General features: G+C 54.9%; 20 protein-coding genes and 1 other annotated feature. Of the genes, 10 read left to right on the top strand and 10 right to left on the bottom strand.

Translation table 11 applies throughout. The features are described 5' to 3' along the window. Positions 1–286 precede the first annotated feature (286 nt). The 7 genes from dnaX to AC1DUO_RS03885 all read left to right on the top strand — a co-directional run bounded on the left by dnaX (position 287) and on the right by AC1DUO_RS03885 (position 8,769). Positions 287–2,236, top strand: a complete 1,950-nt coding sequence (dnaX, locus tag AC1DUO_RS03915) for a DNA polymerase III subunit gamma/tau (RefSeq protein WP_119261882.1) — start codon at positions 287–289, stop codon at positions 2,234–2,236. Then, positions 1,572–1,636, top strand: a sequence feature (DnaX frameshifting element). (Overlaps the previous gene by 65 nt.) Positions 2,237–2,277: 41 nt before the next feature. Further along, positions 2,278–2,607: a YbaB/EbfC family nucleoid-associated protein gene (locus tag AC1DUO_RS03910; RefSeq protein WP_013576599.1), complete on the top strand. Its 330-nt coding sequence runs from the start codon at positions 2,278–2,280 to the stop codon at positions 2,605–2,607. Continuing rightward, entirely contained in the window at positions 2,607–3,212 is a 606-nt protein-coding gene (recR, locus tag AC1DUO_RS03905) for a recombination mediator RecR (protein ID WP_112197396.1), read from the top strand. The genes AC1DUO_RS03910 and recR overlap by 1 nt, the downstream gene beginning before the upstream one ends. A 167-nt stretch (positions 3,213–3,379) precedes the next feature. Then, positions 3,380–5,245: a molecular chaperone HtpG gene (gene htpG / locus AC1DUO_RS03900; RefSeq protein WP_037037477.1), complete on the top strand. Its 1,866-nt coding sequence runs from the start codon at positions 3,380–3,382 to the stop codon at positions 5,243–5,245. 287 nt (positions 5,246–5,532) lie between these two features. Continuing rightward, entirely contained in the window at positions 5,533–6,177 is a 645-nt protein-coding gene (gene adk, locus AC1DUO_RS03895) for an adenylate kinase (protein ID WP_013576596.1), read from the top strand. A gap of 271 nt (positions 6,178–6,448) precedes the next feature. Continuing rightward, positions 6,449–7,411, top strand: a complete 963-nt coding sequence (hemH, locus tag AC1DUO_RS03890) for a ferrochelatase (RefSeq protein ID WP_119261881.1) — start codon at positions 6,449–6,451, stop codon at positions 7,409–7,411. A 38-nt stretch (positions 7,412–7,449) separates the two neighbouring features. After that, positions 7,450–8,769 carry an inosine/guanosine kinase gene (locus AC1DUO_RS03885; protein ID WP_037036883.1) on the top strand — a complete coding sequence of 440 codons (1,320 nt, stop codon included), beginning with the start codon at positions 7,450–7,452 and terminating at the stop codon, positions 8,767–8,769. 130 nt (positions 8,770–8,899) lie between these two features. Here the strand turns inward: AC1DUO_RS03885 and ybaL are convergent, their stop codons facing one another. The 5 genes from ybaL to copA form a co-directional block, all read right to left on the bottom strand. Next, positions 8,900–10,591, bottom strand: coding sequence for a YbaL family putative K(+) efflux transporter (ybaL, locus tag AC1DUO_RS03880; RefSeq protein ID WP_119261880.1), 1,692 nt, complete (start codon positions 10,589–10,591; stop codon positions 8,900–8,902). A 237-nt stretch (positions 10,592–10,828) separates the two neighbouring features. After that, the gene (locus AC1DUO_RS03875) at positions 10,829–12,040 is read right to left on the bottom strand and encodes an MFS transporter (protein ID WP_037036886.1); all 1,212 of its coding nucleotides are present in this window, start codon (positions 12,038–12,040) and stop codon (positions 10,829–10,831) included. 45 nt (positions 12,041–12,085) lie between these two features. Further along, positions 12,086–12,565: a Cys-tRNA(Pro)/Cys-tRNA(Cys) deacylase YbaK gene (gene ybaK / locus AC1DUO_RS03870; RefSeq protein WP_013576591.1), complete on the bottom strand. Its 480-nt coding sequence runs from the start codon at positions 12,563–12,565 to the stop codon at positions 12,086–12,088. Between the two features lie 276 nt (positions 12,566–12,841). After that, positions 12,842–13,648 carry a TraB/GumN family protein gene (locus tag AC1DUO_RS03865; protein WP_119261879.1) on the bottom strand — a complete coding sequence of 269 codons (807 nt, stop codon included), beginning with the start codon at positions 13,646–13,648 and terminating at the stop codon, positions 12,842–12,844. 49 nt (positions 13,649–13,697) lie between these two features. Beyond that, a complete protein-coding gene (gene copA, locus AC1DUO_RS03860) occupies positions 13,698–16,241 on the bottom strand; it encodes a copper-exporting P-type ATPase CopA (protein WP_013576589.1) in 2,544 nt (847 codons plus the stop codon). A gap of 91 nt (positions 16,242–16,332) precedes the next feature. Here copA and cueR point away from each other — a divergent pair, with 91 nt between their 5' ends. After that, a complete protein-coding gene (gene cueR / locus AC1DUO_RS03855; RefSeq protein WP_013576588.1) occupies positions 16,333–16,737 on the top strand; it encodes a Cu(I)-responsive transcriptional regulator in 405 nt (134 codons plus the stop codon). On the opposite strand, the gene AC1DUO_RS03850 is transcribed toward cueR, so the two are convergent. The 5 genes from AC1DUO_RS03850 to tesA form a co-directional block, all read right to left on the bottom strand. Beyond that, entirely contained in the window at positions 16,734–17,189 is a 456-nt protein-coding gene (locus AC1DUO_RS03850; protein WP_119261878.1) for an NfeD family protein, read from the bottom strand. The genes cueR and AC1DUO_RS03850 overlap by 4 nt on opposite strands. Further along, positions 17,189–18,109, bottom strand: coding sequence for an SPFH domain-containing protein (locus tag AC1DUO_RS03845; RefSeq protein ID WP_037036893.1), 921 nt, complete (start codon positions 18,107–18,109; stop codon positions 17,189–17,191). The genes AC1DUO_RS03850 and AC1DUO_RS03845 overlap by 1 nt, the downstream gene beginning before the upstream one ends. 236 nt (positions 18,110–18,345) lie before the next feature. Then, positions 18,346–19,203 (bottom strand): co-chaperone YbbN, encoded by an 858-nt coding sequence (locus tag AC1DUO_RS03840; RefSeq protein WP_095925005.1) that lies wholly within the window; start codon positions 19,201–19,203, stop codon positions 18,346–18,348. Between the two features lie 208 nt (positions 19,204–19,411). After that, positions 19,412–20,188, bottom strand: a complete 777-nt coding sequence (locus AC1DUO_RS03835) for an SDR family oxidoreductase (RefSeq protein WP_112197391.1) — start codon at positions 20,186–20,188, stop codon at positions 19,412–19,414. 122 nt (positions 20,189–20,310) lie between these two features. Continuing rightward, positions 20,311–20,940, bottom strand: a complete 630-nt coding sequence (gene tesA / locus AC1DUO_RS03830; protein ID WP_015690300.1) for a multifunctional acyl-CoA thioesterase I/protease I/lysophospholipase L1 — start codon at positions 20,938–20,940, stop codon at positions 20,311–20,313. Here tesA and ybbA point away from each other — a divergent pair. Both ybbA and ybbP read left to right on the top strand, forming a co-directional pair. Then, positions 20,911–21,597, top strand: a complete 687-nt coding sequence (ybbA, locus tag AC1DUO_RS03825) for a putative ABC transporter ATP-binding protein YbbA (protein WP_015690299.1) — start codon at positions 20,911–20,913, stop codon at positions 21,595–21,597. The two genes, tesA and ybbA, sit on opposite strands and share 30 nt — an antisense overlap. Then, positions 21,594–24,026, top strand: a complete 2,433-nt coding sequence (gene ybbP / locus AC1DUO_RS03820; RefSeq protein ID WP_119261877.1) for a putative ABC transporter permease subunit YbbP — start codon at positions 21,594–21,596, stop codon at positions 24,024–24,026. Before ybbA ends, ybbP begins: the two co-directional genes overlap by 4 nt. Positions 24,027–24,043: the final 17 nt, after the last annotated feature.

Here is a 24,043-nt window from a genome sequence, read left to right as displayed (position 1 = left end):
CAGAGGTGAATTTAAGTGTAATGAGTGGGCAAAATTTGCCCTCATCCCGTGAGGCGAATTGTCAGGAGGAGGAGGAAGGTGGAGAAACTGCGGCGCGCTGCGCAAAAAGTAAAGTAATAGGAATGATGGCGACCCTGCTGGTACACTAAGAAGTGGCAGTCTGGCTCCGGCATCATTATGCTGAGTCTTCAGTCTCCGTTTCGCAGACCAGCGCAGAAAGACGGGTTAAACGATGTTTTTTCGTGTATCGTCAAATTATTCATTATAAATCAACGATGAAGTATTAATGAGCTATCAGGTTCTTGCCCGTAAGTGGCGCCCCCAAACTTTTGCCGACGTCGTCGGACAGGAACATGTGCTGACCGCGCTGGCCAATGGCTTGTCGCTCGGGCGCATCCATCACGCCTACCTGTTTTCCGGTACCCGTGGCGTAGGGAAAACCACCATCGCCCGTCTGCTGGCGAAAGGCCTTAACTGCGAAACTGGCATTACCTCCACCCCTTGTGGCGTGTGTGATAACTGCCGCGAGATCGAGCAGGGCCGTTTTGTCGATCTGATTGAAATCGATGCCGCTTCCCGTACCAAAGTCGAAGACACCCGCGAGCTGCTGGATAACGTGCAATATGCACCGGCGCGGGGCCGCTTCAAAGTTTACCTGATTGACGAAGTGCACATGCTCTCGCGTCACAGTTTTAATGCGCTGTTGAAAACGCTGGAAGAGCCGCCCGCACACGTCAAATTCCTGCTGGCAACGACGGATCCGCAAAAACTGCCGGTCACCATTTTATCGCGTTGTTTGCAGTTCCATCTCAAAGCGCTGGACGCTGAACAGATCCGTAAACAGCTCGAACATGTATTAACCCAGGAAACCATCGCCACGGAACCGCGCGCTTTACAGCTGCTTTCGCGCGCTGCCGACGGCAGTATGCGTGATGCGCTGAGCCTGACCGATCAGGCGATCGCGATGGGGCAGGGCGCGGTGACGACCGAAACCGTGGCACAAATGCTCGGTACACTGGATGACGAACAACCGCTGGCAATGCTGGAAGCRCTGGTCAGCGCCGATGGCGGACAGATGATGGCGCAGGTCGAACAGGCCGCGTCCCGTGGCGTGGACTGGGAAAATTTGCTGGTGGAAACGCTGGCGTTGCTGCACCGCATTGCAATGGTTCAGTTGTTACCGTCGGTTCTCGATAATCATTACGCGGCGATTGAACAACGCCTGCGCGAACTGGCGCGTGTCATTCCGCCTGCGGACGTACAGCTTTATTATCAGACCTTACTGATTGGCCGCAAAGAGCTGGCCTATGCGCCGGACAAACGTATGGGTGTTGAAATGACGCTGCTGCGCGCGCTGGCCTTCCATCCGAAAGTGATTATTGCTGAACCGGCTCCCCAGCCAGTCGCAGCCCCAGCTTATGTGGCGCCGCAGGCTCCATCACAACCGGCGGCACCGCGTAACGCACCGCCGCAACAAAACGATAATGCGCCTGCGCCGCAGGGAAATGCAGAACCGGCGTCAATGCCGGATTCCACCGCGCAACTTTTACAGGCACGAACACAATTGCTCAGGCAGGGGAGTACCACCCCAAAAAAAGCTGAGCCGGCAGCGCCAGGAAAAGCGCGGCCGGCAACCTCAGCACTGGAGCGTCTCGCTTCGGTGACTGAGCGTGCGCAGACATTGGCTGTGAAGAAAGAACCTGCCGCGCCGATAAAAGAAGAAGCGTATCGCTGGAAAGCGATGATGGAACCGGAAGTCGCACCGGAACCGGTGGCGACACCGAAAGCGCTGCGCACCGCGCTGGAACATGAAAAATCGCCGGAACTGGCTTCCCGCCTGGCGGAAGAAGCGATTGAACGTGATGAATGGGCGGCTGAGATCAGCCGGATGACCATTCCGAAACTGGTGCAGCAACTGGCGCTGAATGCGTATCGTGAGCAGCCGGAACCAGGCAAAATCTGCCTGCACCTGCGTTCCTCGCAAAAGCACCTGAATTCGCCGTCCGCGCAGAAAGTGCTGACGGATGCTTTATCGGCATTGCATCAGACGCCGGTTGAACTGACCGTGCTGGAAGATGATAATCTGGCGGTGAAGACGCCGCTGGAATGGCGACAGGCCATTTATGAAGAAAAACTGGCGCAGGCGCGTCAGTCTATTATTGCGGATAACAACATTCAGACTTTGCGCCGTTTCTTCGACGCTGAGCTGGATGAAGAAAGTATTCGCCCAATTTAAACGCCGCGATTGTGACGCGGCCATTGCTGAGAGAGAAGACTATGTTTGGAAAAGGCGGCATTGGTAACCTGATGAAACAGGCCCAGCAAATGCAGGAAAAAATGCAACAGGCTCAGGCGGAAATCGCTCAGCTGGAAGTGACCGGTGAGTCAGGCGCTGGCCTGGTGAAAATCACCATCAACGGTGCGCACAACGTGCGTCGCGTTGAAATCGATCCAAGCCTGCTGGAAGACGATAAAGACATGCTGGAAGATCTGATCGCTGCGGCGTTCAACGATGCTGCACGTCGTATCGATGAAACTCAGAAAGAAAAAATGGCAGCCGTATCTGGCGGCATGCAATTGCCACCAGGCTTCAAGATGCCATTCTGATGCAAACCAGCCCTCTCCTTGAATCTTTAATGGAGGCGTTGCGTTGCCTGCCGGGCGTCGGCCCGAAGTCCGCGCAACGTATGGCATTCCAGTTGCTGCAACGTGATCGCAGCGGCGGAATGCGGCTGGCGCAGTCTTTAACGCGTGCCATGTCTGAGATCGGCCATTGTGCCGATTGCCGTACCTTCACCGAGCAGGAAGTCTGTACGATTTGCGCCAATCCACGGCGTAAAGAAAACGGTCAGGTTTGTGTGGTGGAAAGCCCGGCGGACATTCATGCGATAGAACAAACCGGTCAGTTCTCTGGTCGCTATTTTGTGCTGATGGGACACCTGTCACCACTCGATGGCATCGGGCCGGACGACATCGGTTTAGGCCGTCTGGAAGAGCGTCTTGAAAGTGAAAATATTCAGGAAGTGATCCTGGCGACTAACCCGACGGTTGAAGGTGAAGCGACCGCCAACTACATCGCTGAAATGTGCGGCCAGTATGGCGTACTGGCGAGCCGCATTGCGCACGGTGTGCCAGTCGGAGGCGAACTGGATATGGTCGACGGCACCACGCTGTCGCATTCCCTTGCCGGACGCCATCCCTTTCGGTTCTGACTGTTATGCGGGCGCGGTTCTCTGCGCCCCGTTTTATTCAGCTATCCCTCTGCATTTCTTCTTAAAATTTTCTCCCTGTGCTTGAAAAGCCTGACACGTAACCCCACTTATTCCTCAACGTCTGATTTGGTCAATAACAGTATCTGGATTGAGGTAATTTGATGAGTATGAAAGGACAAGAGACACGCGGATTCCAGTCTGAAGTAAAACAACTGCTTCATCTGATGATCCATTCCCTGTATTCAAACAAAGAAATTTTCCTGCGCGAGCTGATTTCCAACGCCTCAGATGCCGCTGATAAACTGCGTTTCCGCGCATTGTCTGCGCCTGAACTTTATGAAGGTGATGGCGAGCTGCATGTCCGTCTGGCATTTGATAAAGAAAAACGCACCCTGACGCTGAGTGATAACGGTATCGGCATGAGCCGTGACGAAGTTATCGATAACCTCGGTACCATCGCCAAATCCGGCACCAAAGCGTTCCTGCAATCTGTCGGTTCCGAGCAGGCGAAAGACAGCCAGTTGATTGGTCAGTTTGGTGTGGGCTTCTACTCTGCCTTTATCGTGGCAGACAAAGTCACCGTGCGCACCCGCGCAGCCGGTGCCAGCGCTGACGAAGGCGTATTCTGGGAATCTGCCGGTGAAGGCGAGTACACCCTGGCGGATATCGAGAAAGCCGATCGCGGGACTGAAATTACCCTGCATTTGCGCGAAGATCAGGACGAATTCCTGGATGACTGGCGCGTGCGCTCCATCATCAGTAAATATTCCGACCATATTGCGTTGCCGGTTGAAGTCGAAACCCGTAACGAAGAAGACGACACCGTCACCTGGGAACAAATCAACAAGGCACAGGCCCTGTGGACCCGCGGTAAAGCGGAAGTCACCGACGACGAATATAAAGAATTCTACAAACACATTTCCCATGATTTCAGCGATCCGCTGAGCTGGAGCCACAACCGCGTTGAAGGTAAGCAGGAATACACCAGCCTGCTGTACATCCCTTCACAGGCACCGTGGGATATGTGGAACCGCGACCATAAACACGGCCTGAAACTGTATGTGCAGCGCGTGTTTATCATGGACGAAGCCGAGCAGTTCATGCCGAACTACCTGCGTTTTGTTCGTGGTCTGATAGATTCCAACGATCTGCCGCTGAACGTGTCCCGTGAAATTCTGCAGGACAGCCGCATCACCCAGAACCTGCGCAGTGCGCTGACCAAACGTGTTCTGCAAATGCTGGAAAAACTGGCGAAAGACGACAACGAAAAATACCTGCAATTCTGGAAACAGTTTGGTCTGGTATTGAAAGAAGGTCCGGCAGAAGACGGTGCGAACAAAGAAGCGATCGCCAAACTGCTGCGTTTCGCCAGCACCCGCAACGACAGCAGCGAGCAGACGTTGTCGCTGGAAGAGTATGTAGCGTCGATGGTTGAAGGCCAGGACAAAATTTATTACATCACTGCCGACAGCTATGCGGCCGCGAAGAGCAGCCCGCATCTGGAATTGTTCCGCAAAAAAGGCATTGAAGTCCTGTTGCTGTCTGACCGTATCGACGAATGGATGATGAGCTATCTGACTGAGTTTGATGGCAAAGTCTTCCAGTCCGTCAGCAAGGCCGACGACACACTGGACAAACTGGCTGACGAAAGCGAAGAGCAGAAAGAAGCCGAAAAAGCGCTGGAGCCGTTCGTTGAGCGCGTGAAAACGCTGCTGGGCGATCGTGTGAAAGAAGTGCGTCTGACGCACCGTCTGACTGACACGCCAGCCATCGTTACCACCGGTGCCGACGAAATGACCACGCAGATGGCAAAACTGTTTGCCGCTGCCGGTCAGGATGCGCCGGAAGTGAAATACATCTTTGAGCTGAACCCGGAACACGCGCTGGTGAAACGTGCTTCTGATGTGGCTGATGAAGATCAGTTCAGCGAGTGGATTGAGCTGCTGCTGGATCAGGCGCTGTTCGCAGAACGCGGCACGCTGGAAGATCCAAACCTGTTCATCCGTCGCATGAATACGCTGTTACAGGCGTAATCAGCTGGCGTAAAACGAAAAGGGTGTCGTGAAAGCGACACCCTTTTTTATTGCTTTGCTTCTTCCCGTTTCCATTCCCTGAAAGCCTGTGAGTAAAGTTCAGCAATCATGCCGGTAGCGTGATGTTCTCGCTGGTCGTGGTCCCGCAAACTGGCGGGTGGAACGACGGATGGCGCAGGCTTAACCCCAATTTCAGCAGGGCTTGTTCCTTGAGCAAAAGTGCTCAGAATGGTATGGTTGACCGTTTTTCGAGATTCATAAAAATTACATGCAAGGGGATTTACGCAATGCGTATCATTCTGCTGGGCGCTCCGGGCGCAGGTAAGGGTACTCAGGCTCAATTCATCATGGAGAAATTTGGTATTCCGCAAATTTCTACCGGTGATATGTTGCGCGCCGCTGTGAAGGCCGGAAGTGAACTCGGCAAGAAAGCAAAAGAGATTATGGATGCCGGTAAACTGGTAACCGACGAACTGGTTATCGCACTGGTGAAAGAACGTATTCAGCAGGAAGATTGCCGCAACGGTTTCCTGTTAGACGGTTTCCCTCGTACCATTCCGCAGGCTGATGCCATGAAAGACGCGGGCATCAAAGTGGATTACGTGCTGGAATTCGACGTGCCTGACGARCTGATCGTCGATCGCATCGTAGGTCGTCGCGTACACCCTGGCTCTGGCCGCGTGTACCACATCCATTACAATCCACCTAAAGTGGAAGGTAAAGACGATGTCACCGGCGAAGAACTGATCACCCGTAAAGATGATCAGGAAGAAACCGTGCGTAAACGTCTGGTGGAATACCATGAGCTGACTGAGCCGCTGGTGTCCTACTACAGCAAAGAAGCTGAAGCGGGCAATACCAGGTACGTCAAAATTGACGGTACACAACAGGTCTCTGCAGTGCGTGACGAACTGGCTGCTATTCTGAGCTGATCGTCTGTTCTGCGCACTATCACGGGGTGACTACGGTCGCCCCGTTTGTTTTTTTAGGGACTCCATTTCCAATACCCAAAATAATTCGAGCGGCGGCAAGCGAGCGTGACGGGGATTAATAATAACAATTCGCATTGATAGTTTCTGCCGTTGTTCCCATCGTCTTTGTTTTCGTTACAATGACCTGCGCCTCTTTGCCGCAGCACAAATAAACGGTGGCGCCCATAACTTTTCGCACTGGCTTCAGTGCCTTCAATTTAGGAAATTCAGCATGACGCAGACCAAATTCGGTGTTCTCCTGGTCAACCTCGGGACGCCGGAAGCTCCGACCCCGCAGGCCGTTAGAAAATATCTGGCTGAATTTTTGAGTGATATCCGTGTGGTTGATACCCCCCGCTGGCTGTGGTGGCCGATCCTGAATTTGGTGATCCTGCCGCTGCGTTCCCCGCGCGTGTCCAAACTGTATAAAGCCGTGTGGATGGAAGAGGGCTCACCGCTGATGGTTTACAGCCGTCGTCAGCAGAAAGCGCTGGCAGAACGCCTGCCGGGTACGCCGGTTGAACTGGCGATGAGTTACGGCAAGCCGGGCATGAAAGAACCGATTGAAAAACTGCTGGCGCAGGGCGTGACCAAAATGGTGGTGCTGCCGCTGTATCCGCAATACTCTTGCTCAACCAGCGCCGCGGTATTTGACGGCGTGGCGCGTGTGCTGAAATCGCAGCGTCGCCTGCCTTCAATGAGCTTTATCCGTGATTACGCCACGCATCCGGCTTATATTTCCGCGCTGAAAGCCAGCATCGAACGTTCGTTCGCTCAGCATGGCGAACCGGACCGCCTGGTGTTGTCCTTCCACGGCATTCCAAAGCGTTTCGTCGCGCAGGGTGATGACTACGAACAGCGTTGCCGGGATACAGTGCAGGCGCTGACCGATGCGCTGCAACTGCCTGCGGGCAAAATTATGCTGACCTTCCAGTCCCGCTTTGGTCGCGAACCATGGCTGACGCCTTACACCGATGAAACGCTGAAAGGCCTTCCGGATCAGGGAGTTAAGCATGTTCAGATCCTCTGCCCGGGCTTTGCGGCAGACTGTCTGGAGACACTGGAGGAAATCAAAGGCGAGAACCGCGAGATTTTTATTCATGCAGGCGGCGAGCGCTTCGAATATATTGACGCCTTAAACGACCAGCCGGAACATATTGATTTGCTGCAACAGCTGGTCACTCAGCACTTCTGACTGAAGCCTGAGTTTTTTGAATCTCCCGAGAATAATGCATGAAATTTCCTGGTAAACGTAAGTCCAAACACTATTTTCCGGTCAGCGCACGCGACCCTTTATTGCGTGATTCTATGTTGCAGGCAATGCAGCCGGAGTCAGAAGCCGGTGCCTCGTACATCGCCGGCATTGACCAGACGATGGTCGATATCGAAGCGCGTGTTGATGAGAATTTTGTTGCCCGCTACGGGCTGACGCCCGGTGAATCCAATATTCTTGATGATGAGATGTCGGAAACGCTGTATCAGGAACTGATGAGCAACGCCCTGATCACGCACCAGTTTGCGGGCGGCACGGTCGGTAACACACTGCACAACTATTCCGTGCTGGCCGATGACCGTTCGGTGCTGCTCGGCGTGATGTGTAATAACGTTAAAATTGGCGATTATGCTTACCGTTATCTTTGCAACACCTCCAGCCGCGTAGATCTTAACTTCCTGCAGGGCGTGGATGGCGCGATAGGTCGTTGCTTTACGCTGATCAGCGATACCGGCGAGCGCACCTTTGCCATCAGTCCGGGCAAAATGAACGGTCTGCGTGCGGAAAATGTGCCGGAAGATGTGATAGCAGGAGCCTCCGCGCTGTTACTGACCTCGTATTTGCTGCGCAGCAAGCCGGGCGAACCGATGCCGGAAGCTACCATGCAGGCGATTGAGTACGCGAAGAAGTACCATGTGCCGGTGGTCTTAACATTGGGCACACAATACGTTATCGCCGAAGATCCGCAGGCATGGCGTGATTTCATCCGTGATAACGTGTCGATTCTGGCGATGAACGAAGATGAAGGTTTTGCGCTGACTGGCCTGAAAGATCCGCTGATGGCGGCGGATAAGGCGCTGGACTGGGTCGATCTGGTGTTGTGTACCGCCGGGCCGAACGGCCTGTTTATGGCGAGTTATACCGAAGACGAATTCAAACGCACCACCCAGCATCCGCTGCTGCCGGGGACGATTGCCGAATTCAATCAGTACGAATTCAGCCGCGCGATGCGTCGTGACTGTTGTCAGCAACCGTTGAAGATTTATTCCCACATCGCGCCGTATATGGGCGGGCCGGAGAAAATCATGAACACCAACGGAGCGGGGGACGGGGCATTATCGGCGCTGCTGCATGATATCGCCGCCAACGGTTTCCACCGGACTTCTGTGCCGAATTCCAGCAAACATTCCCGCGAGTATCTGACCTATTCCTCGCTGGCGCAGGTGTGTAAATACGCCAACCGCGTCAGCTATCAGGTGCTGAACCAGCATTCTCCGCGTCTGACGCGTGGCCTGCCGGAACGTGAAGACAGCCTGGAAGAGAGTTACTGGGAGCGCTAGGGAGTCAGGCGGCTGTCAACATTTTGATGAAAATCAGAAGGGCGTTGAGATAGAAGCCATTTTTTATAAAGCCACTTAAACAGGCGCAGTGATGAACTGCGCCCTTATTTTTTTAATCACTAACAGATGATCAGATCGGGCAAAACGGACGCTTTTCGTCTTCGGTCATAATATCGATTTGCAGCATATCCAGCATGCTGTTGGCGATTTCCCGCTCGCCCATCACCACGCGATCCGCACCGCGTTCCAGGATATAGGTGACTTCATCGTCATAATGCGCACGGGCGATAATTTCGATATTTGGCCGCTTGACGCGGGCTGATGCGACGATTTCACCGGCTTCATAACCGTTGGGAATGGTCACCAGCAGCCAGCGGGCGCAGTCGAGACGCGCCAGATCCATCACTTCCTGATTGGCGGCATTGCCCAGCACCGTACTAATGCCCTGGTCACGCAGCGCCTCGACACGCGGACGCGAATTTTCAATCACCACCAGCGGGATCCCCGCAGCCTGAAGTTTCTCGCCGAGCAGACTGCCGACGCGTCCGTAACCCACCAGCAGTGCGTGATTGCACAAATCGAACGGGATTTGCTTCTCGTCTTCAACCGCTTCTTCAACGCTCTGGTCTTCGATGGTTTCCGTTTTCGCCAGATATTTTTCCAGCAGCGTGAACAGCAGCGGGTTAAACATAATCGACAGAATTGCCCCCGCCAGCACCAGATTACGGCCATGTTCAGACAGCAGTCCCAGCGAAATCCCCAGACCGGCGAGAATAAAGGCGAATTCGCCGATCTGCGCCAGACTGACGGAAATCGTCAGCGCGGTGCGTTTGGAATGCCCGAACATCTTCACCAGCAGGAACGCGGCAATGGATTTACCGAACACGATAATCGCCAGCGTGGCGATCACGGTCAGCGGTTCACGCACCAGAATCATCGGGTCGAATAACATGCCAACCGAGACGAAGAACAGCACCGCGAAGGCATCGCGCAGCGGTAACGTGTCGTGCGCCGCACGCTGGCTGAGTTCGGATTCATTGAGCACCATACCGGCGAAGAACGCGCCCAGCGCGAACGACACATCAAAGAATTCCACGGCGCCGTAAGCGATGCCCAGCGCCAGTGCCAGAACTGACAGCGTAAACAGTTCACGTGAACCGGTGCTGGCGGTTTTGGCGAGGATCCACGGCACTACACGGCGGCCCACCACCATCATCAGCACCATAAACGCGATCACTTTACCAATCGTCACGGCAAGCCCGGTGAGCAGTTCTACCGGGCTGGAGTGATGGCTTTCCAGCATGCCGCTGAACGCAGGCAGCAGAACCAGCGTCAGCACCATCACCAGGTCTTCAACAATCAGCCAGCCGATGGCGATTTGCCCGCGCTGGCTTTCAATCAGTTGCCGTTCTTCCAGCGCCCGCAGCAACACCACGGTACTGGCGGTGGACAGACACAGCCCGAACACCAGTCCGGTGGCCAGATCCCAGCCCATCAGGCTTGATAATCCCATTCCAAGCAGTGTTGCAACCGCGATTTGCGCTACAGCGCCGGGAATGGCTATCGACTTTACGGCGAGTAAATCTTTCAGAGAAAAATGCAAACCTACGCCAAACATCAGCAGGATGACGCCGATTTCTGCCAGCTCCGGTGCCAGTGAAGTGTCTGCAACGAAGCCCGGTGTAAACGGACCGGCCAGCACGCCAGCAGCGAGATAGCCAACCAGAGGAGAAATTCGCAGGCGGTTGGCGAGCATTCCTAACAGGAACGCTAAGACCAGACCGCCAACGATGGTAGTGATGAGAGGCGTAGAATGATGCATTCAGACTCCTTCTGGTTATGCATAAAGCAAATATGTTGCTGATTGTTTCTAAGTTTATGGTAAAAATCGTTTTCACGTTGGGGAATTTTGGCCTTTTTTATTTAAAATCATCAGCAGACGATAAAAAAAATTCCAACGCGGGATTTAAATGGGTTTTATCAGGCAGATATCAAGGGAATAAGGGTTCAGACGCTGCCGATATTTAACTATCGGCAGCCGGGAAGGAAAGGTTAAAGGCTATTTGCGTTCTATATTTGGCAGGAATGCTGTCAGGATCCCGAGCAACGGCAGGAAGGCACAAATCTGATACACCAGTTCGATACTGGTTTTATCGGCCACATAGCCGAGCACCGCAGCCCCCAGCCCGCCCATGCCAAAGGCCAGACCGAAGAACAGGCCGGAAACCATGCCGACTTTGCCCGGCATCAGCTCCTGCGCGAACACCAGAATGGCTGAGAATGCCGAGGCGAGGATCACGCCGATAATCACGCTAAGCACGCTGGTCCACATCAGACTGGCGTGCGGCAAAAGTAGTGTAAATGGCGCGACGCCGAGAATTGAAGCCCAAATGACGTATTTTCGCCCAATCTTATCACCCACCGGCCCGCCGATAATGGTGCCCGCAGCCACTGCAAACAGAAAAACAAACAGATGGATTTGTGCGCTTTGCACCGATACACCAAATTTATGGATCAGGTAAAAGGTGTAATAGCTGCTCAGGCTGGTCAGGTAGAAGTACTTGGAAAATATCAGGATCAGCAAAATACCCAGTGACATCGCCACCGTTTTACGTGGCAACAGGGTCACATGACTTTTCACCGGCCCGCGCGTTTTGGCGATCAGGTTTTGCTGGCGATACCATTTACTGATTTGCAGTAACACCACAATGCCGAGCAGCGCAGCCAGTGAGAACCACGCAACATTGCCTTTACCGTAAGGCGCAATAATCAGTGCAGCCAGCAGCGGGCCGAGGGAAGCGCCGAAATTACCGCCCACCTGGAACAGCGATTGCGCCAGCCCGTGACGACCGCCGGAAGCCATGCGTGCCACGCGCGAAGACTCAGGGTGGAAAACCGAAGAACCCGTCCCGACCAGCGCCGCCGCCAGCAGCACGACAGGGAAACTCTGCGCCACAGCCAGCAGCAGCAGCCCGGAGAGCGTAAAGCCCATGCCGACCGGCAAAGAATAGGGTTGCGGATGTTTGTCGGTGTAATAGCCGATCAGCGGCTGCAACAGTGATGCGGTGATCTGATACGTCAGCGTGATCAGCCCGATCTGTGTGAAGCTCAGGGAAAACTCGTTTTGCAGCAACGGATAAATCGCCAGTATCAGCGACTGGATCATGTCATTAAGCAGGTGAGAAACGCTGATCGCCGCCAGAATAGAAAACGCAGTCTTTTTGACTGCGTCTTTCTGCGGGCTGGCTGGCGTTGACGTCGTGTCTGTCATAGCAGAGGAGGCCTTCTTATTGTAGAGGTGCAGAGTACCGGCCTGTCAGCTGATTTTCGCGATCTCAGCAAACTGACCTTTCAGTAAGCGACAAAGATCGCCTGCCGCCAGTTCAATATCAAGGCCGCGTTTACCGCCTGAAACATAAATGGTATTGAACGTCTGCGCCGGGCTGTCGATCACCGTGGGCAGCAGCTTTTTCTGTCCGAGCGGACTGATGCCACCGACCAGATAACCGGTAACGCGTTGTGCAATCATAGGATCCGCCATATCGGCTTTTTTCGCCCCCAGCGCTTTCGCGACTTTTTTTAAGTCCAGTTGGGATGCCACCGGCGTGACCGCCACGGCCAGATTTTTAGCATCACCATTCAACGAAACCAGCAGGGTTTTATAAACCTGACGGGCGTCCAGACCGAGTTTTTTTACGGCTTCATCGCCAAAATTGGTTTCATCGCTGCTGTGTTCATACGGATGAAGGGTGAAGCTGACTTTATTCTTTTCCAGGAGTAATACGGCAGGGGTCATAGCCTGTCTCCTCTGTTTTATTTTATGTTGTTGTTCGAAATTTCATCACCTGTTCAATCTGATGAAATTAAACAATAAAGTGCACTTAATAAGCGAAGGAGAAATAGTAGAGCAATGAATGGTTATTGCCAAGACCCAACACAGATTGCTACCCTGTGCCAGCCGGTGTTGCGCCTGTAAAGGCTGACACTGAAGCTATAACTAATAAAATGAAATTCCTCTTTGACTGGCCGATAGAAATATCGGCCATTTTTTTAATCTCCGTCATCCTTCAGGCTATCTCTTCTTTGCGAGTAATTCCGGCAGATTCCCTTCGCCATACAAATGCAGCGCACCTACTGCGACCACATAGTTTCCCGCCGGGAGATCCAGCAACAGTTGTTTCCAGCGAATGTTTCGCTGATTCATCAGGATATCGTACAAATCGCTGCTGAAAGTGTTAGGCAATTGCTCGGTCGCCAGCCCCGGTTTGGTATCCAGCCACCAGCTGATCATGGTTTGCAGCAAGCGGGCATTGGTGTGCCAGTGCGTCAGGGTATCTTCCAGCAGCGTGAGTCCGCCATCTGGCAACTGCTGCAATAATTCGAACTGTTCCTGCGGACCTTCCAGCTCGATGATTTTCGTCCCCTGCTTTTTGGCGGTCTGCAACAGCTGATAATCAATGCCGTAATTTCCGCGCAACCCGAGGCGCTGCGCCTGCGTGGCCTGCAACATCAGTGCCACCTGCCACGAGGGCAGCGGATTGAGCGTCCACATGGATACGCCCAGTTCTTCGCATAAACGTTCGACGTGCAGATACTGGGATTCGGGCAGACGTTCGGCCAGTGGCGGAAATTCGCCGGTCATGCTGAAGGGAGATTCCGTGCCGCTGATATCGGCTTCGACAATCAGTGCATCGGTTTTTTGCAGGCGGCGCAACAGGGGGGCGGGCAGGGGGTGCATGTCCTGCGTGCCCATATGAATGCTGCCGACCAGATGCAGGGAGCGGTTGCCGGGAAGCTGAATATCAATGGCGGGATAAGAATACTCGACGGGAAACAACTTGCGGAACCCGCTTAATACCCGGTTGAAAAAATGCGCCATAGTGCATGGTCTCCCGAAAAATGAGAGACCATGCTAACGCGTCATCGTTTTAGCGAACAGGGGAAACGTCTTGTTTTTTCGGCTTAAAGTGCAACAGGCGATTTGCGTTAGCGACGACGGTAATGGATGACAGTGCCATCGCTGCACCTGCCACGACCGGGCTGAGCAAGGTACCGGTCAGCGGATAAAGCACACCAGCCGCAACGGGAATGCCAATCACGTTATAGATAAAAGCGCCCAGCAGGTTCTGCTTCATGTTACGCAGCGTCGCCTGAGACATCGCCAGCGCATCGGCGACACCGTGCAGACTCGGACGCATCAGGGTAATGGCCGCTGTTTCGATCGCCACATCGCTGCCTCCGCCCATCGCAATCCCGACATCGGCCTGCGCCAGTGCCGGGGCATCATTAATGCCGTCGCCGATCATGGCGACCTGCTGGCCTTTGTCCTGCAACGCTTTAATGGCATCGGCTTTGCCTTCGGGACGCACACCGGCAATCACTTTATCGATTCCTGCTTGTGCGGCAATTGCCTGAGCGGTACGCGGATTGTCGCCGGTCAGCATCACCAGCTGATACCCAAGCTGATGCAGACGTTGTAAGGCGCTGACGCTGTCTTCACGTAATGGGTCACGCAGTGCGAACAGCGCCGCCAGTTGTCCGTTTGCCGCCAGCAATACCGGCGTCGCGCCTTCGCCTGCCATGCTTTCCAGCAGAGTGTTGGCATCCACGGTATCCACGCCATTTTCCTGCATCAGCGCCTGATTACCCAGTAATAACGCCGTACCGTCAACATCGCCGCGTAAACCCAGACCGCCAAGGGTACGGAAATTCAGCACGTCAGGAATGTCCAGCCCGCCAGCTTTTTCAACAATCGCCTGCGCCAGCGGGTGGTGCGAGCCTTTTTCCAGCGCGGCGGCAAAGCGCAGCGCCTGCTGTTCACGGATACCGCCAAAGGTGTATGTATCCGTCACTTTCGGCTGGCCTTCCGTCAGCGTCCCGGTTTTATCAAATACCAGCGTGGTGAGGGTACTGGCTTTTTGCAGCGCATCGGCATCACGCACCAGTACGCCGAATTCCGCCGCACGGCCGACGCCCGCGGTAACCGACATCGGCGTCGCTAATCCCAGCGCACAAGGACAGGCGATAATCAGCACGGTAGTGACGATCACCAGCGTATACATCAGTTGTGGCTGCGGACCAAAGAAGTACCAGATTGCGCCACTGAACAAAGCAATCAGCACTACGGCGGGCACGAAGACAGAAGATATTTTATCTGCCAGCTTACCGATTTCAGGCTTGCTGCTCTGGGCTTCGCGCACCAGTTTGATGATCCGCGAAAGGGTCGTCTGGCTGCCGATAGCGTCAGCGCGGAACAGCACGCTGCCGTCTTTGACCAGCGTCCCCGCATGCACTTTTTCACCCTGGGATTTCTGCTGTGGGATGGGTTCGCCGGTCAGCATAGCTTCATCCATCCAGGCTTCGCCGCTTTGAATTTCACCGTCAACCGGCACACGATCACCGGTGGTGAGCCGCAGCGTCATGCCTTGCTGTATTTCAGCCAGCGGCAGGGTTTTTTCGCCTTCTGCGGTGACAACGCGTGCGGTCGGTGGGGTCAGGTCCAGCAAGCGTTCGAGTGCTTTTGATGAACGCTGACGTCCGCGTTGTTCCAGCGCGTGACCCAGATTAATCAGGCCAATAATCATCACGCTGGCTTCATAGTAAAGATGGCGCGCCTGCATCGGGAACGCGTCCGGCCACAGGCTGACAGCGAAGGAGAAAATCCACGCTGCGCCGGTACCGAGTGACACCAGCGTGTCCATATTCGCGCTGCCGTGCATCAGGTTTTTCCATGCACTGCGGTAAAAATGCCCGCCAGCGACAATCATAATCAGCAATGTCAGCAGGCCGATAATCAGCCAGCCGGTCTGATTACCGGCGGTGACCATCATTTCGCCGCCGAGCAATCCCCATAACATCATCGGGATACCGGCAGCCAGGCCGAGCGCTGCCTGCCAGCTAAAGCGGATCATGCTTTTGCGTGAGGTTTGTTGCTGGCGCTCACGGCGTTCGGTTTCGTCGATAATAATTTCAGCGCCATAACCGGCACGTTCAACGGCGGCAATCAGTGCGTTTTGATCAGCTTTGCCGCTGACCAGCGCACTGCGTTCCGCCAGATTGACCCGTGCCTGCTCGACACCATTCACGCCTTCCAGCGCCCGTTGCACTTTACTGACACAACTGGCGCAGCTCATGCCGCTGAGCAATAATTGCACGCTGTCATCAGCGGCTTGCGGGGCGTGAGTCTCAGCCGGAACAGGTGACGCAGCCGCTGACAGGGGTTCCGGCAAAACACTCGCCTTATCGGTCAGCGGCTCAGATTTTGGGGATGTATCTCCTGCAACCTGCGCGTCGTAGCCGGCGTTCACTACGGCGTCGATCAGGCTCTGGCTGCTGGCATCGCCTTTGACGATGGCTTTATCCAGAGAGACTTCTACAGAGGTGGTGCCTTCAACCGCTTCCAGCGCTTTCCGCGTTGAAGCGACACAGTGCCCGCAGGACAAGCCTTGCAGGGATAATACGGTAGTCGTCATGATGAATTTCCTTTTTGCCTTGACCTGATTGTCAAATTTCACTAGTTATAGAGCATAAACCTTCCAGCAAGGGTAAGGTCAAGGAGGCAAAATGAACATCAGTGATGTGGCGAAAAAAACCGGGCTGACCAGCAAAGCGATTCGTTTTTATGAAGAGAAAGGGCTGGTCACCGCACCGGCTCGCAGTGAAAACGGCTACCGCAGCTATGCACAAAAACATATCGAAGAACTGACGTTGTTGCGCCAGGCGCGGCAGGTTGGTTTTACGCTGGAAGAGTGTCAGGAGCTGGTGGCATTATTCCACAATCCTGACAGGCACAGTGCTGACGTAAAAGCGCGGACATTAGAAAAGGCCGCCGAAATTGCGCGGCACATTGAAGAACTGAAAGTGATGCGTGAGCGCTTACTGACGCTGGCGGAATCCTGCCCCGGCGACGAGGGTGCGGATTGCCCGATCATCGATAATCTCAGCGGCTGCTGTCATAACAAACATTAACGCGCATCGGGTTCTACGCGCAGCGTCGCCCCTTCCACGCCGGTGATAACGACTTTGTCCCCGACGTTCAGAGGGGAGCTGCAGATCGCGCGCCAGCTGCTGTCACCGATTTGTACCCGTGTGAACTGGTTAGTTACCGGTTCCAGCACCGTAGCGTAAGTGCCCACTAATTGCTGGCCTCGCTGATTGAGTGCGGCATTGCCGGAAGATTTATCCACCCGCTGGTTCAGCCACTTCCACCACAACCACGCCGCCAGAATGGTCAGCAGCGCGAACGCCGTGCCCTGCCATTCCCACGGCAACGGCAGGATCCAGGTGACAGCACCCACCAGGGCCGCTGCCACGCCGCTCCACAGCAAGTAACCACTCGCACCGACCAGCTCAGCCGCCAGCAACAGGCCACCCAGAGACAGCCAGAATACGTGCGGATTTGCCATGAAATCATGCAGCATTATTTGCCGCCTTTGGTTTCTTTCAGCAACTCAGCAATCCCGCCAATGGAGCCCATCAGGCTGGTGGCATCCAGCGGCATCATGATGATTTTGCTGTTATTGGCAGAACCGATTTTCGTCAGGGCATCGGTATATTTTTGTGCCACGAAGTAGTTAATCGCCCGCACATCACCGGCCGCAATCGCCTCGGACACCATTTTGGTTGCCTGCGCTTCCGCTTCCGCCGCACGTTCACGCGCTTCTGCCTGCAGGAATGCTGACTGACGCTCACCTTCGGCTTTCAGGATTTGTGACTGTTTTTCACCTTCAGCACGCAAAATTGCGGACTGACGCACGCCTTCAGCTTCCAGAATATCGGCACGCTTTGTACGTTCGGCTTTCATCTGCGCGTTCATGGCGGAAATCAGTTCAGCCGGTGGGCGCACATCGCGGATCTCGATACGGGTGATTTTCACGCCCCACGGATTGGTGGCTTCATCGACGATATGCAGCAAACGTGCGTTGATGTTGTCGCGTTGTGACAACATTTCGTCCAGTTCCATCGAGCCGAGAACGGTACGGAAGTTGGTCATCGTCAGGTTAACGATCGCCTGCTCCAGATTGCTGACTTCATAGGCGGCGCGCGCCGGATCAATCACCTGAATAAAACACACGGCATCGATGGCAACATTGGCGTTATCGCGGGAAATCACTTCCTGAGAAGGAATGTCCAGCACCTGTTCCATCATATTGATTTTGCGGCCGATGCGGTCAACAAACGGCACCACCAGGTTCAGCCCCGGCATCAGGGTTTTGGTATAGCGGCCAAAACGTTCGACGGTCCACTGGTAGCCCTGGGGCACGATCTTGATCCCGGCGTACACCATCAGCAGCGCCAGTACGATCAGAATAAGGATAGGGATGGGAATAAGGTCAAACATAGTATGAAACTCCTGTAAAACTGTGTTCTGACTATCCACGGGGGAATAATCGAATAAAAACATGTCCCTGGCGCACTCACCGACCGGTCAGGCGCGTGTTCAATTGTCGCACAAATCGTTAAGTCATCGTATTAATAAAAGGATAGTTCAGAGGATAAAAGACGGGGGAAATGCTAAAAAAAACGCACGTCCGGAGAAGTGACGTGCGCAGGGCGTTTACGGTGAAACCGGATGAATCAATAGAGCAGGGAATATAACTGGCGGCGGTATTTGGCGGCCAGCGCATCGCCGGTGCCGAGTGCTGCCATAATATCCATCAGCGTTTTACGTGCCGCACCGTTCGCCGCCCCTAAGTCTTTCTTCAGCGGTGCCATCAGCAGTTCCAGCGCTTCTTCGTTACGCCCGACCTGATGCAGTTGCAGGCTGAGTTTCACCACCAGCTCGGCGTTTTCAGGATCCTGCTGGAGTTCCTGTTGCAGCAGCTGAATTTCCGGCGTGTCAGCGGCCTGTTTCAGCAACTCGATCTGCGCGATCAATCCCTGATAACGGGAGTCTTTATCCTGTAACGGGATGGTCGCCAGTACGGCTTCAGCGTCGTCGGAGCGGTTCAGATGAATTTGCGTTTCCGCCAGCAGCAGGCCGATATCACTGCGGTAATTGCTCAGCTGCCAGGCATCTTTCAGCAACGGCAGGGCTTCCGCCACGTTGCCCGCCTGCAACAGTTCCTGCGCCTGAGCCAGTTTCAGCTCTTCTTCTTTCGGCAACACTTTTTGCAGCAGTTCACGGATGACTTCTTCCGGCTGCGGCCCCTGGAAACCATCGACAGGCTGACCGTCTTTAAACAGGTACACCGCCGGGATTGAACGCAGACCAAACTGCTGAGCAATCATCTGCTCGGTGTCGCAGTCCACTTTCGCCAGGATCAGCTGACCGGCGTATTCCGCAGCCAGTTTGTCGAGGATCGGCCCCAGTTGCAGACAATGCTGGCTGCGTTCAGACCAGAAATAGAACATCACCGGCACAGACATGGATTGTTCCAGCGTCTGGTGCAGGTTGGTTTCGTTGATATCGATTACTGTAGGTTGTGCAAGCATGAATTCTGTCTCTCCGCTACCCGTCATACTTCGAGCTGCTGATGCGTTGGCTGCGCTCATTCAGCCCGGTCACTTAGTTATCTAAGCTCCCGGGTCTTCGTGAGCTTGCCGCCTTCCCGCAACTCGAATTATTTAGGGTATAGAAAATTAAAGTATTTAAGAACAAATGGGGGCGACTCTTGCCGCTTCAACCCCGTATCGCTTTTACTTAGCTGTTTCCGCGTAATATTTTGTCCAGCACGCGCGCGGGCAACAGGCGTTTCAGCACCGTCAGTGCATGGGCGACCAGTGTGACCGGATAACGCAGGCGCGCGCGCGGATGTTCTAAAGCATGGTGCAGTTTGGGCAAAACCGCCTCCGGCTTGAGTGTAAAACGACGGGCAATACCCGGATTTTCGACCGGCTGGTCGGTCTGCGACTGACTCACATTGGCGGTGAAATTACTGCTCAGCGGGCCGGGTTCAATCAGGCTGACCTGAATACCGGTGCCGTGCAGCTCCATGCGCAGTGTGTCGGACCAGGCCTCCAGTGCAAATTTACTGGCAGCATACACGCCCCGGCGCGGCGTAGTGATCAGCCCCATCACCGAGCTGGTCTGGATAATACGGCCTTCGCCGTGTGGCAACATGGCGGGTAACAGAAGCTGCGTCAGCTGATGTGTACCAAATAAATTGGTGGAAAATTGTTGTTCGAACTGCTCACGGCTGATGCTGCTGAGCGGGCCATAAACGCCGTAACCCGCATTATTAAACAAGCCATACAGACGGTTGCCTGTCAGCGCAATGACCTCGGCGGCCGCAAGTTCGACGCTCTGTTTATCATCAAGATCGCACTGAATAGTTTCAAACCCCATCTGCTGCAGCGTGTCGATATCCTGCGTTTTCCGACATGCCGCCAGTACCCGATAACCGCGTGCGCGCAAATCCTGTGCGGCAACCAGCCCGATACCGCTGGAACAACCGGTGATTAATACTGCTTTTTGCATAACTTTACCTGTGAGGTGTCCCTATTTTTTATGACTGTGATTTACTAGGGAGTCGGGTGAAAAAGGTAACGTCTTGGTTTTACTCACGTCCCGGTATTATTTTTATTCGTCGTATTTTAACCCTAATGCGTCAGCAGCGGCGTGAGTTTTTCTGACATCCATCCGGCAATAAAGGATTGTGCTGCCAGCGCAGGATGTAAACCGTCGTCCTGCATCCATTCAGGTTTCACGGCGACCTGCTCCATAAAGAACGGCACCAGCGGGATGTTTTCCTGCTTTGCCAGCGCCGGATAAATGGCATAGAACGCGTCGCCGTAGCGGCGGCCATAATTGGGTGGCAGACGGATTTGCATCAGCAACGGTTGGGCATTGCTCTGTTTTACCTGTTCAATCACCTGTTGCAGCGTCCGGGAAAGGGTTTGTGGCGGGAAACCCCGCAATCCGTCGTTGGCGCCCAGTTCAATCAGCACCCAGCGGGGGTGATGTTGTTGCAGCAAGGATGGCAGGCGTGCCAGCCCTTGTTCAGCGGTATCGCCGCTGATACTGGCGTTAATTATGGTGGGCTTGCCACCTTCTTTTTGCCATGTGTTATTCAGTAATGTCGGCCAGGATTCGGCTACCGGAAGGCGATAGACTGCACTCAAACTGTCGCCAATAATCAGCAAGTTATCAGCAGCAACGGCGCGAAAACTCAATAATCCTAACAACATAAGGAAGGGGAGATGCCAGCGGAAAATGTTCTTGAAGTTCATCATCTAAGTAAGCACGTCGGTCAGGGTGAAGGTCAGCTCACCATCCTGTCCGGTGTGGAGCTGGTTGTCAAACCTGCCCAGACAATTGCCCTGATTGGCGAATCCGGTTCCGGTAAATCCACCTTGCTGGGCATTCTTGCCGGGCTGGATGATGGCACCCGGGGTGATGTGAAATTACTGGGCAAATCCCTCAGCGAACTCAATGAGGAAGGGCGCGCGGCGCTGCGGGCAAAAAATGTCGGTTTCGTGTTCCAGTCTTTCATGCTGGTGCCGACACTCAACGCACTGGAAAACGTCCAGCTTCCTGCGTTGTTGCGCGGTGAAAGCGACAGCAGCAGTCGTCAGCAGGCCGTGCAGTTACTGGAAAGTCTCGGGCTGGGCGGGCGTCTGCATCATCTTCCGGCGCAGCTTTCCGGCGGCGAACAACAGCGTGTGGCGCTGGCGCGGGCATTCATCGGCAAGCCGAAATTATTGTTTGCCGATGAGCCGACCGGCAATCTGGATCGCGTGACCGGCGAGCGTATTGTCGATTTGCTGTTTTCACTGAACCGCGATGCGGCAACGACGCTGATTCTGGTCACGCATGACGAACAGCTGGCGGCGCGCTGTCAGCGGCGGTTGCGTCTGCGCGACGGGAAATTATGGGAGGAAGCATGATCTGGCGCTGGTTCTGGCGGGAATGGCGTTCGCCTTCGCTGCTGATCGTCTGGCTGGCGCTGACCCTGGCAGTGGCCTGTGTGCTGGCGCTTGGCAGTATCAGCGACCGCATGGACAAAGGGCTGAGTCAGCAAAGCCGTGAGTTTATCGCCGGGGATCGCGTCCTGCGTTCCGCGCATCCGATTACGGAAGCCTGGTTGCAGGATGCACAGTCGCAGGGGCTGAAAGTCAGCCGTCAGCTCTCTTTTATGACCATGACGTTTGCCGGCGAAACGCCGCAACTGGCGGCGGTGAAAGCCACCGATCTGGCATATCCGCTGTATGGCGCGTTACAAACCGAACCGGCAGGACTGAAACCTGAACCGGGAACGGTGCTGGTCGCGCCGCGCCTGCTGGCACTGCTGAACGTAAAAGTCGGCGACAATCTGGATGTCGGAGATACCACGCTGAAAATTGCCGGTGTGATTGTTCAGGAGCCGGATTCGGGCTTTAACCCGTTCCAGACTGCGCCCCGGGTGATCATGAATCTGGAAGACGTGCCGAAAACCGGGGCTGTTCAGCCGGGCAGTCGTCTGACCTATCGCTATATGTTTGCCGGTTCGCCGCAAGCGATTCAAAGTTACGGCGAAGCGATAAAAGGTCTGCTTAAGCCTGATCAGCGCTGGAGCGGGATGGAGGATTCCGACGGGGCGCTGGGCAAATCATTACAGCGCTCTCAGCAATTCCTCACGCTGTCGGCACTGCTGACCCTGATGCTGTCAATCGCCGCGATTGCCGTGTCGATGGGGCATTACTGCCGCAGCCGTTATGATCTGGTTGCGGTACTGAAAACGCTGGGTGCCGGGAAAAAGGCGCTGCAAAAACTGATTATCGGTCAGTGGCTGGCGGTGCTGGCGCTGGCGGGGTTGTGCGGCAGTGTGGTTGGTCTGGCATTTGAAGCCATCCTGATGAAAGTGCTGGCGCCGGTTTTGCCGGCAGAATTACCGCCTGCCGGTGGCTGGCCGTGGGTGTGGTCGATGGGCGCGATGGTGGTGATCTCGCTGTTGATCGGCATTCGTCCGTATCGCCAGTTGCTTGCGACCCAGCCACTGCGGGTGCTGCGCCATGATGTGGTGGCAAATGTATGGCCGCTGCGTTATTTCCTGCCGGTGATGGTTGTGGTAGTGGTGGGTTTGCTGGCGGCGCTGATGGGCGGCAGTTCGCTGCTCTGGTCATTGCTGGCGGGCGTACTGGTACTTTCGCTGCTGCTTGGTCTGATTGGCTGGGGGGCGCTGCTGCTGTTACGCAAGCTGACATTCCGTCAGTTACCGCTGCGTCTGGCGGTCAACCGTCTGCTGCGTCAGCCGTGGGTGACGCTCAGCCAACTGGCGGCATTCTCGATGTCATTTATGTTGCTGGCGTTGCTGCTGGTGATGCGCGGGGATTTACTGGATCGCTGGGAGCAACAACTGCCGCCGGACAGCCCGAATTACTTCCTGCTTAATATCACCAAAGACCAAATCCCGCAGGTGACGGATTTCCTGCATCAGCATAACGCGCAACCGGAAACCTTCTACCCGATTGTGCGGGTACGTCTGACGAAGATTAACGACAAAGTTGCCACTGATATCATCAAACCGGATGACGCAGGGGGAGAGGCGGTCAACCGTGAACTGAATCTGACCTGGATGCAGGGACTGCCGGATCACAATCCGCTGGTTGCAGGCAACGGACCGCCGAAAGCCGGTGAAGTGTCGGTAGATGAAGGGCTGGCGGGGCGTCTGGGACTGAAGCTGGGCGATACCGTCACGTTCAGCGGTGATACGCAGGAATTCAGCGCCAAAATCACCAGCCTGCGTAAAGTGGACTGGGACAGCCTGAAGCCGAATTTCTACTTCATCTTCCCGCCGGGTGCGCTGGATGCACAACCGCAAAGCTGGCTGACCAGCTTCCGTTATCACGGTGATGTCAGCACCATCACGCAGCTTAACCGTCAGTTCCCGACGCTGAGTTTGCTGGATATCGGCTCGATCCTGCGTCAGGTCGGCCAGGTATTACAGCAGGTGAGTCGGGCGCTGGAAGTGATGGTGATCCTGGTGATGCTGTGCGGCGGATTGCTGCTGCTGGCGCAGATTCAGGTCGGCATGCGTCAGCGCCGTCAGGAGCTGATTGTTTACCGCACGCTGGGTGCCAGCAAAAAAATGCTGCACCGGACATTGTGGTGTGAATTTGCCGTGCTCGGGCTGGTGGCGGGGATCGCCGCCGCCATCGGCGCGGAAGCTGCATTGTGGCTACTGCAACGCCAGGTTTTCGATTTCCCATGGGAACCGAATTATCTGATGTGGATTGCGGTACCGGTGGTCAGCGCGGTGCTGCTGTCGGTTTGCGGCGGTTGGCTGGGTGTGCGGTTGCTGCGGGGGCGGGCGTTGTTCCGGCAATACGACTCGTAGTTTCTAAACTCCTCCCC

It is taken from the genome of Rahnella sp. P4_A8, assembly GCF_056402435.1.
This window is presented reverse-complemented; position numbering and strand designations above follow the sequence as displayed.

Excerpts from the sequence above, each read along its gene's own strand:
- AC1DUO_RS03885 (WP_037036883.1), top strand. The coding sequence starts at position 7,450 with ATGAAATTTCCTGGTAAACGTAAGTCCAAACACTATTTTCCGGTCAGC.
- AC1DUO_RS03835 (WP_112197391.1), bottom strand. The coding sequence starts at position 20,188 with ATGCAAAAAGCAGTATTAATCACCGGTTGTTCCAGCGGTATCGGGCTG.
- tesA (WP_015690300.1), bottom strand. The coding sequence starts at position 20,940 with ATGAACTTCAAGAACATTTTCCGCTGGCATCTCCCCTTCCTTATGTTG.
- copA (WP_013576589.1), bottom strand. The coding sequence starts at position 16,241 with ATGACGACTACCGTATTATCCCTGCAAGGCTTGTCCTGCGGGCACTGT.
- ybbP (WP_119261877.1), top strand. The coding sequence starts at position 21,594 with ATGATCTGGCGCTGGTTCTGGCGGGAATGGCGTTCGCCTTCGCTGCTG.
- ybaL (WP_119261880.1), bottom strand. The coding sequence starts at position 10,591 with ATGCATCATTCTACGCCTCTCATCACTACCATCGTTGGCGGTCTGGTC.
- cueR (WP_013576588.1), top strand. The coding sequence starts at position 16,333 with ATGAACATCAGTGATGTGGCGAAAAAAACCGGGCTGACCAGCAAAGCG.
- recR (WP_112197396.1), top strand. The coding sequence starts at position 2,607 with ATGCAAACCAGCCCTCTCCTTGAATCTTTAATGGAGGCGTTGCGTTGC.
- AC1DUO_RS03845 (WP_037036893.1), bottom strand. The coding sequence starts at position 18,109 with ATGTTTGACCTTATTCCCATCCCTATCCTTATTCTGATCGTACTGGCG.
- AC1DUO_RS03840 (WP_095925005.1), bottom strand. The coding sequence starts at position 19,203 with ATGCTTGCACAACCTACAGTAATCGATATCAACGAAACCAACCTGCAC.
- AC1DUO_RS03910 (WP_013576599.1), top strand. The coding sequence starts at position 2,278 with ATGTTTGGAAAAGGCGGCATTGGTAACCTGATGAAACAGGCCCAGCAA.
- ybbA (WP_015690299.1), top strand. The coding sequence starts at position 20,911 with ATGCCAGCGGAAAATGTTCTTGAAGTTCATCATCTAAGTAAGCACGTC.
- htpG (WP_037037477.1), top strand. The coding sequence starts at position 3,380 with ATGAAAGGACAAGAGACACGCGGATTCCAGTCTGAAGTAAAACAACTG.
- ybaK (WP_013576591.1), bottom strand. The coding sequence starts at position 12,565 with ATGACCCCTGCCGTATTACTCCTGGAAAAGAATAAAGTCAGCTTCACC.
- AC1DUO_RS03865 (WP_119261879.1), bottom strand. The coding sequence starts at position 13,648 with ATGGCGCATTTTTTCAACCGGGTATTAAGCGGGTTCCGCAAGTTGTTT.
- AC1DUO_RS03875 (WP_037036886.1), bottom strand. The coding sequence starts at position 12,040 with ATGACAGACACGACGTCAACGCCAGCCAGCCCGCAGAAAGACGCAGTC.
- AC1DUO_RS03850 (WP_119261878.1), bottom strand. The coding sequence starts at position 17,189 with ATGCTGCATGATTTCATGGCAAATCCGCACGTATTCTGGCTGTCTCTG.
- hemH (WP_119261881.1), top strand. The coding sequence starts at position 6,449 with ATGACGCAGACCAAATTCGGTGTTCTCCTGGTCAACCTCGGGACGCCG.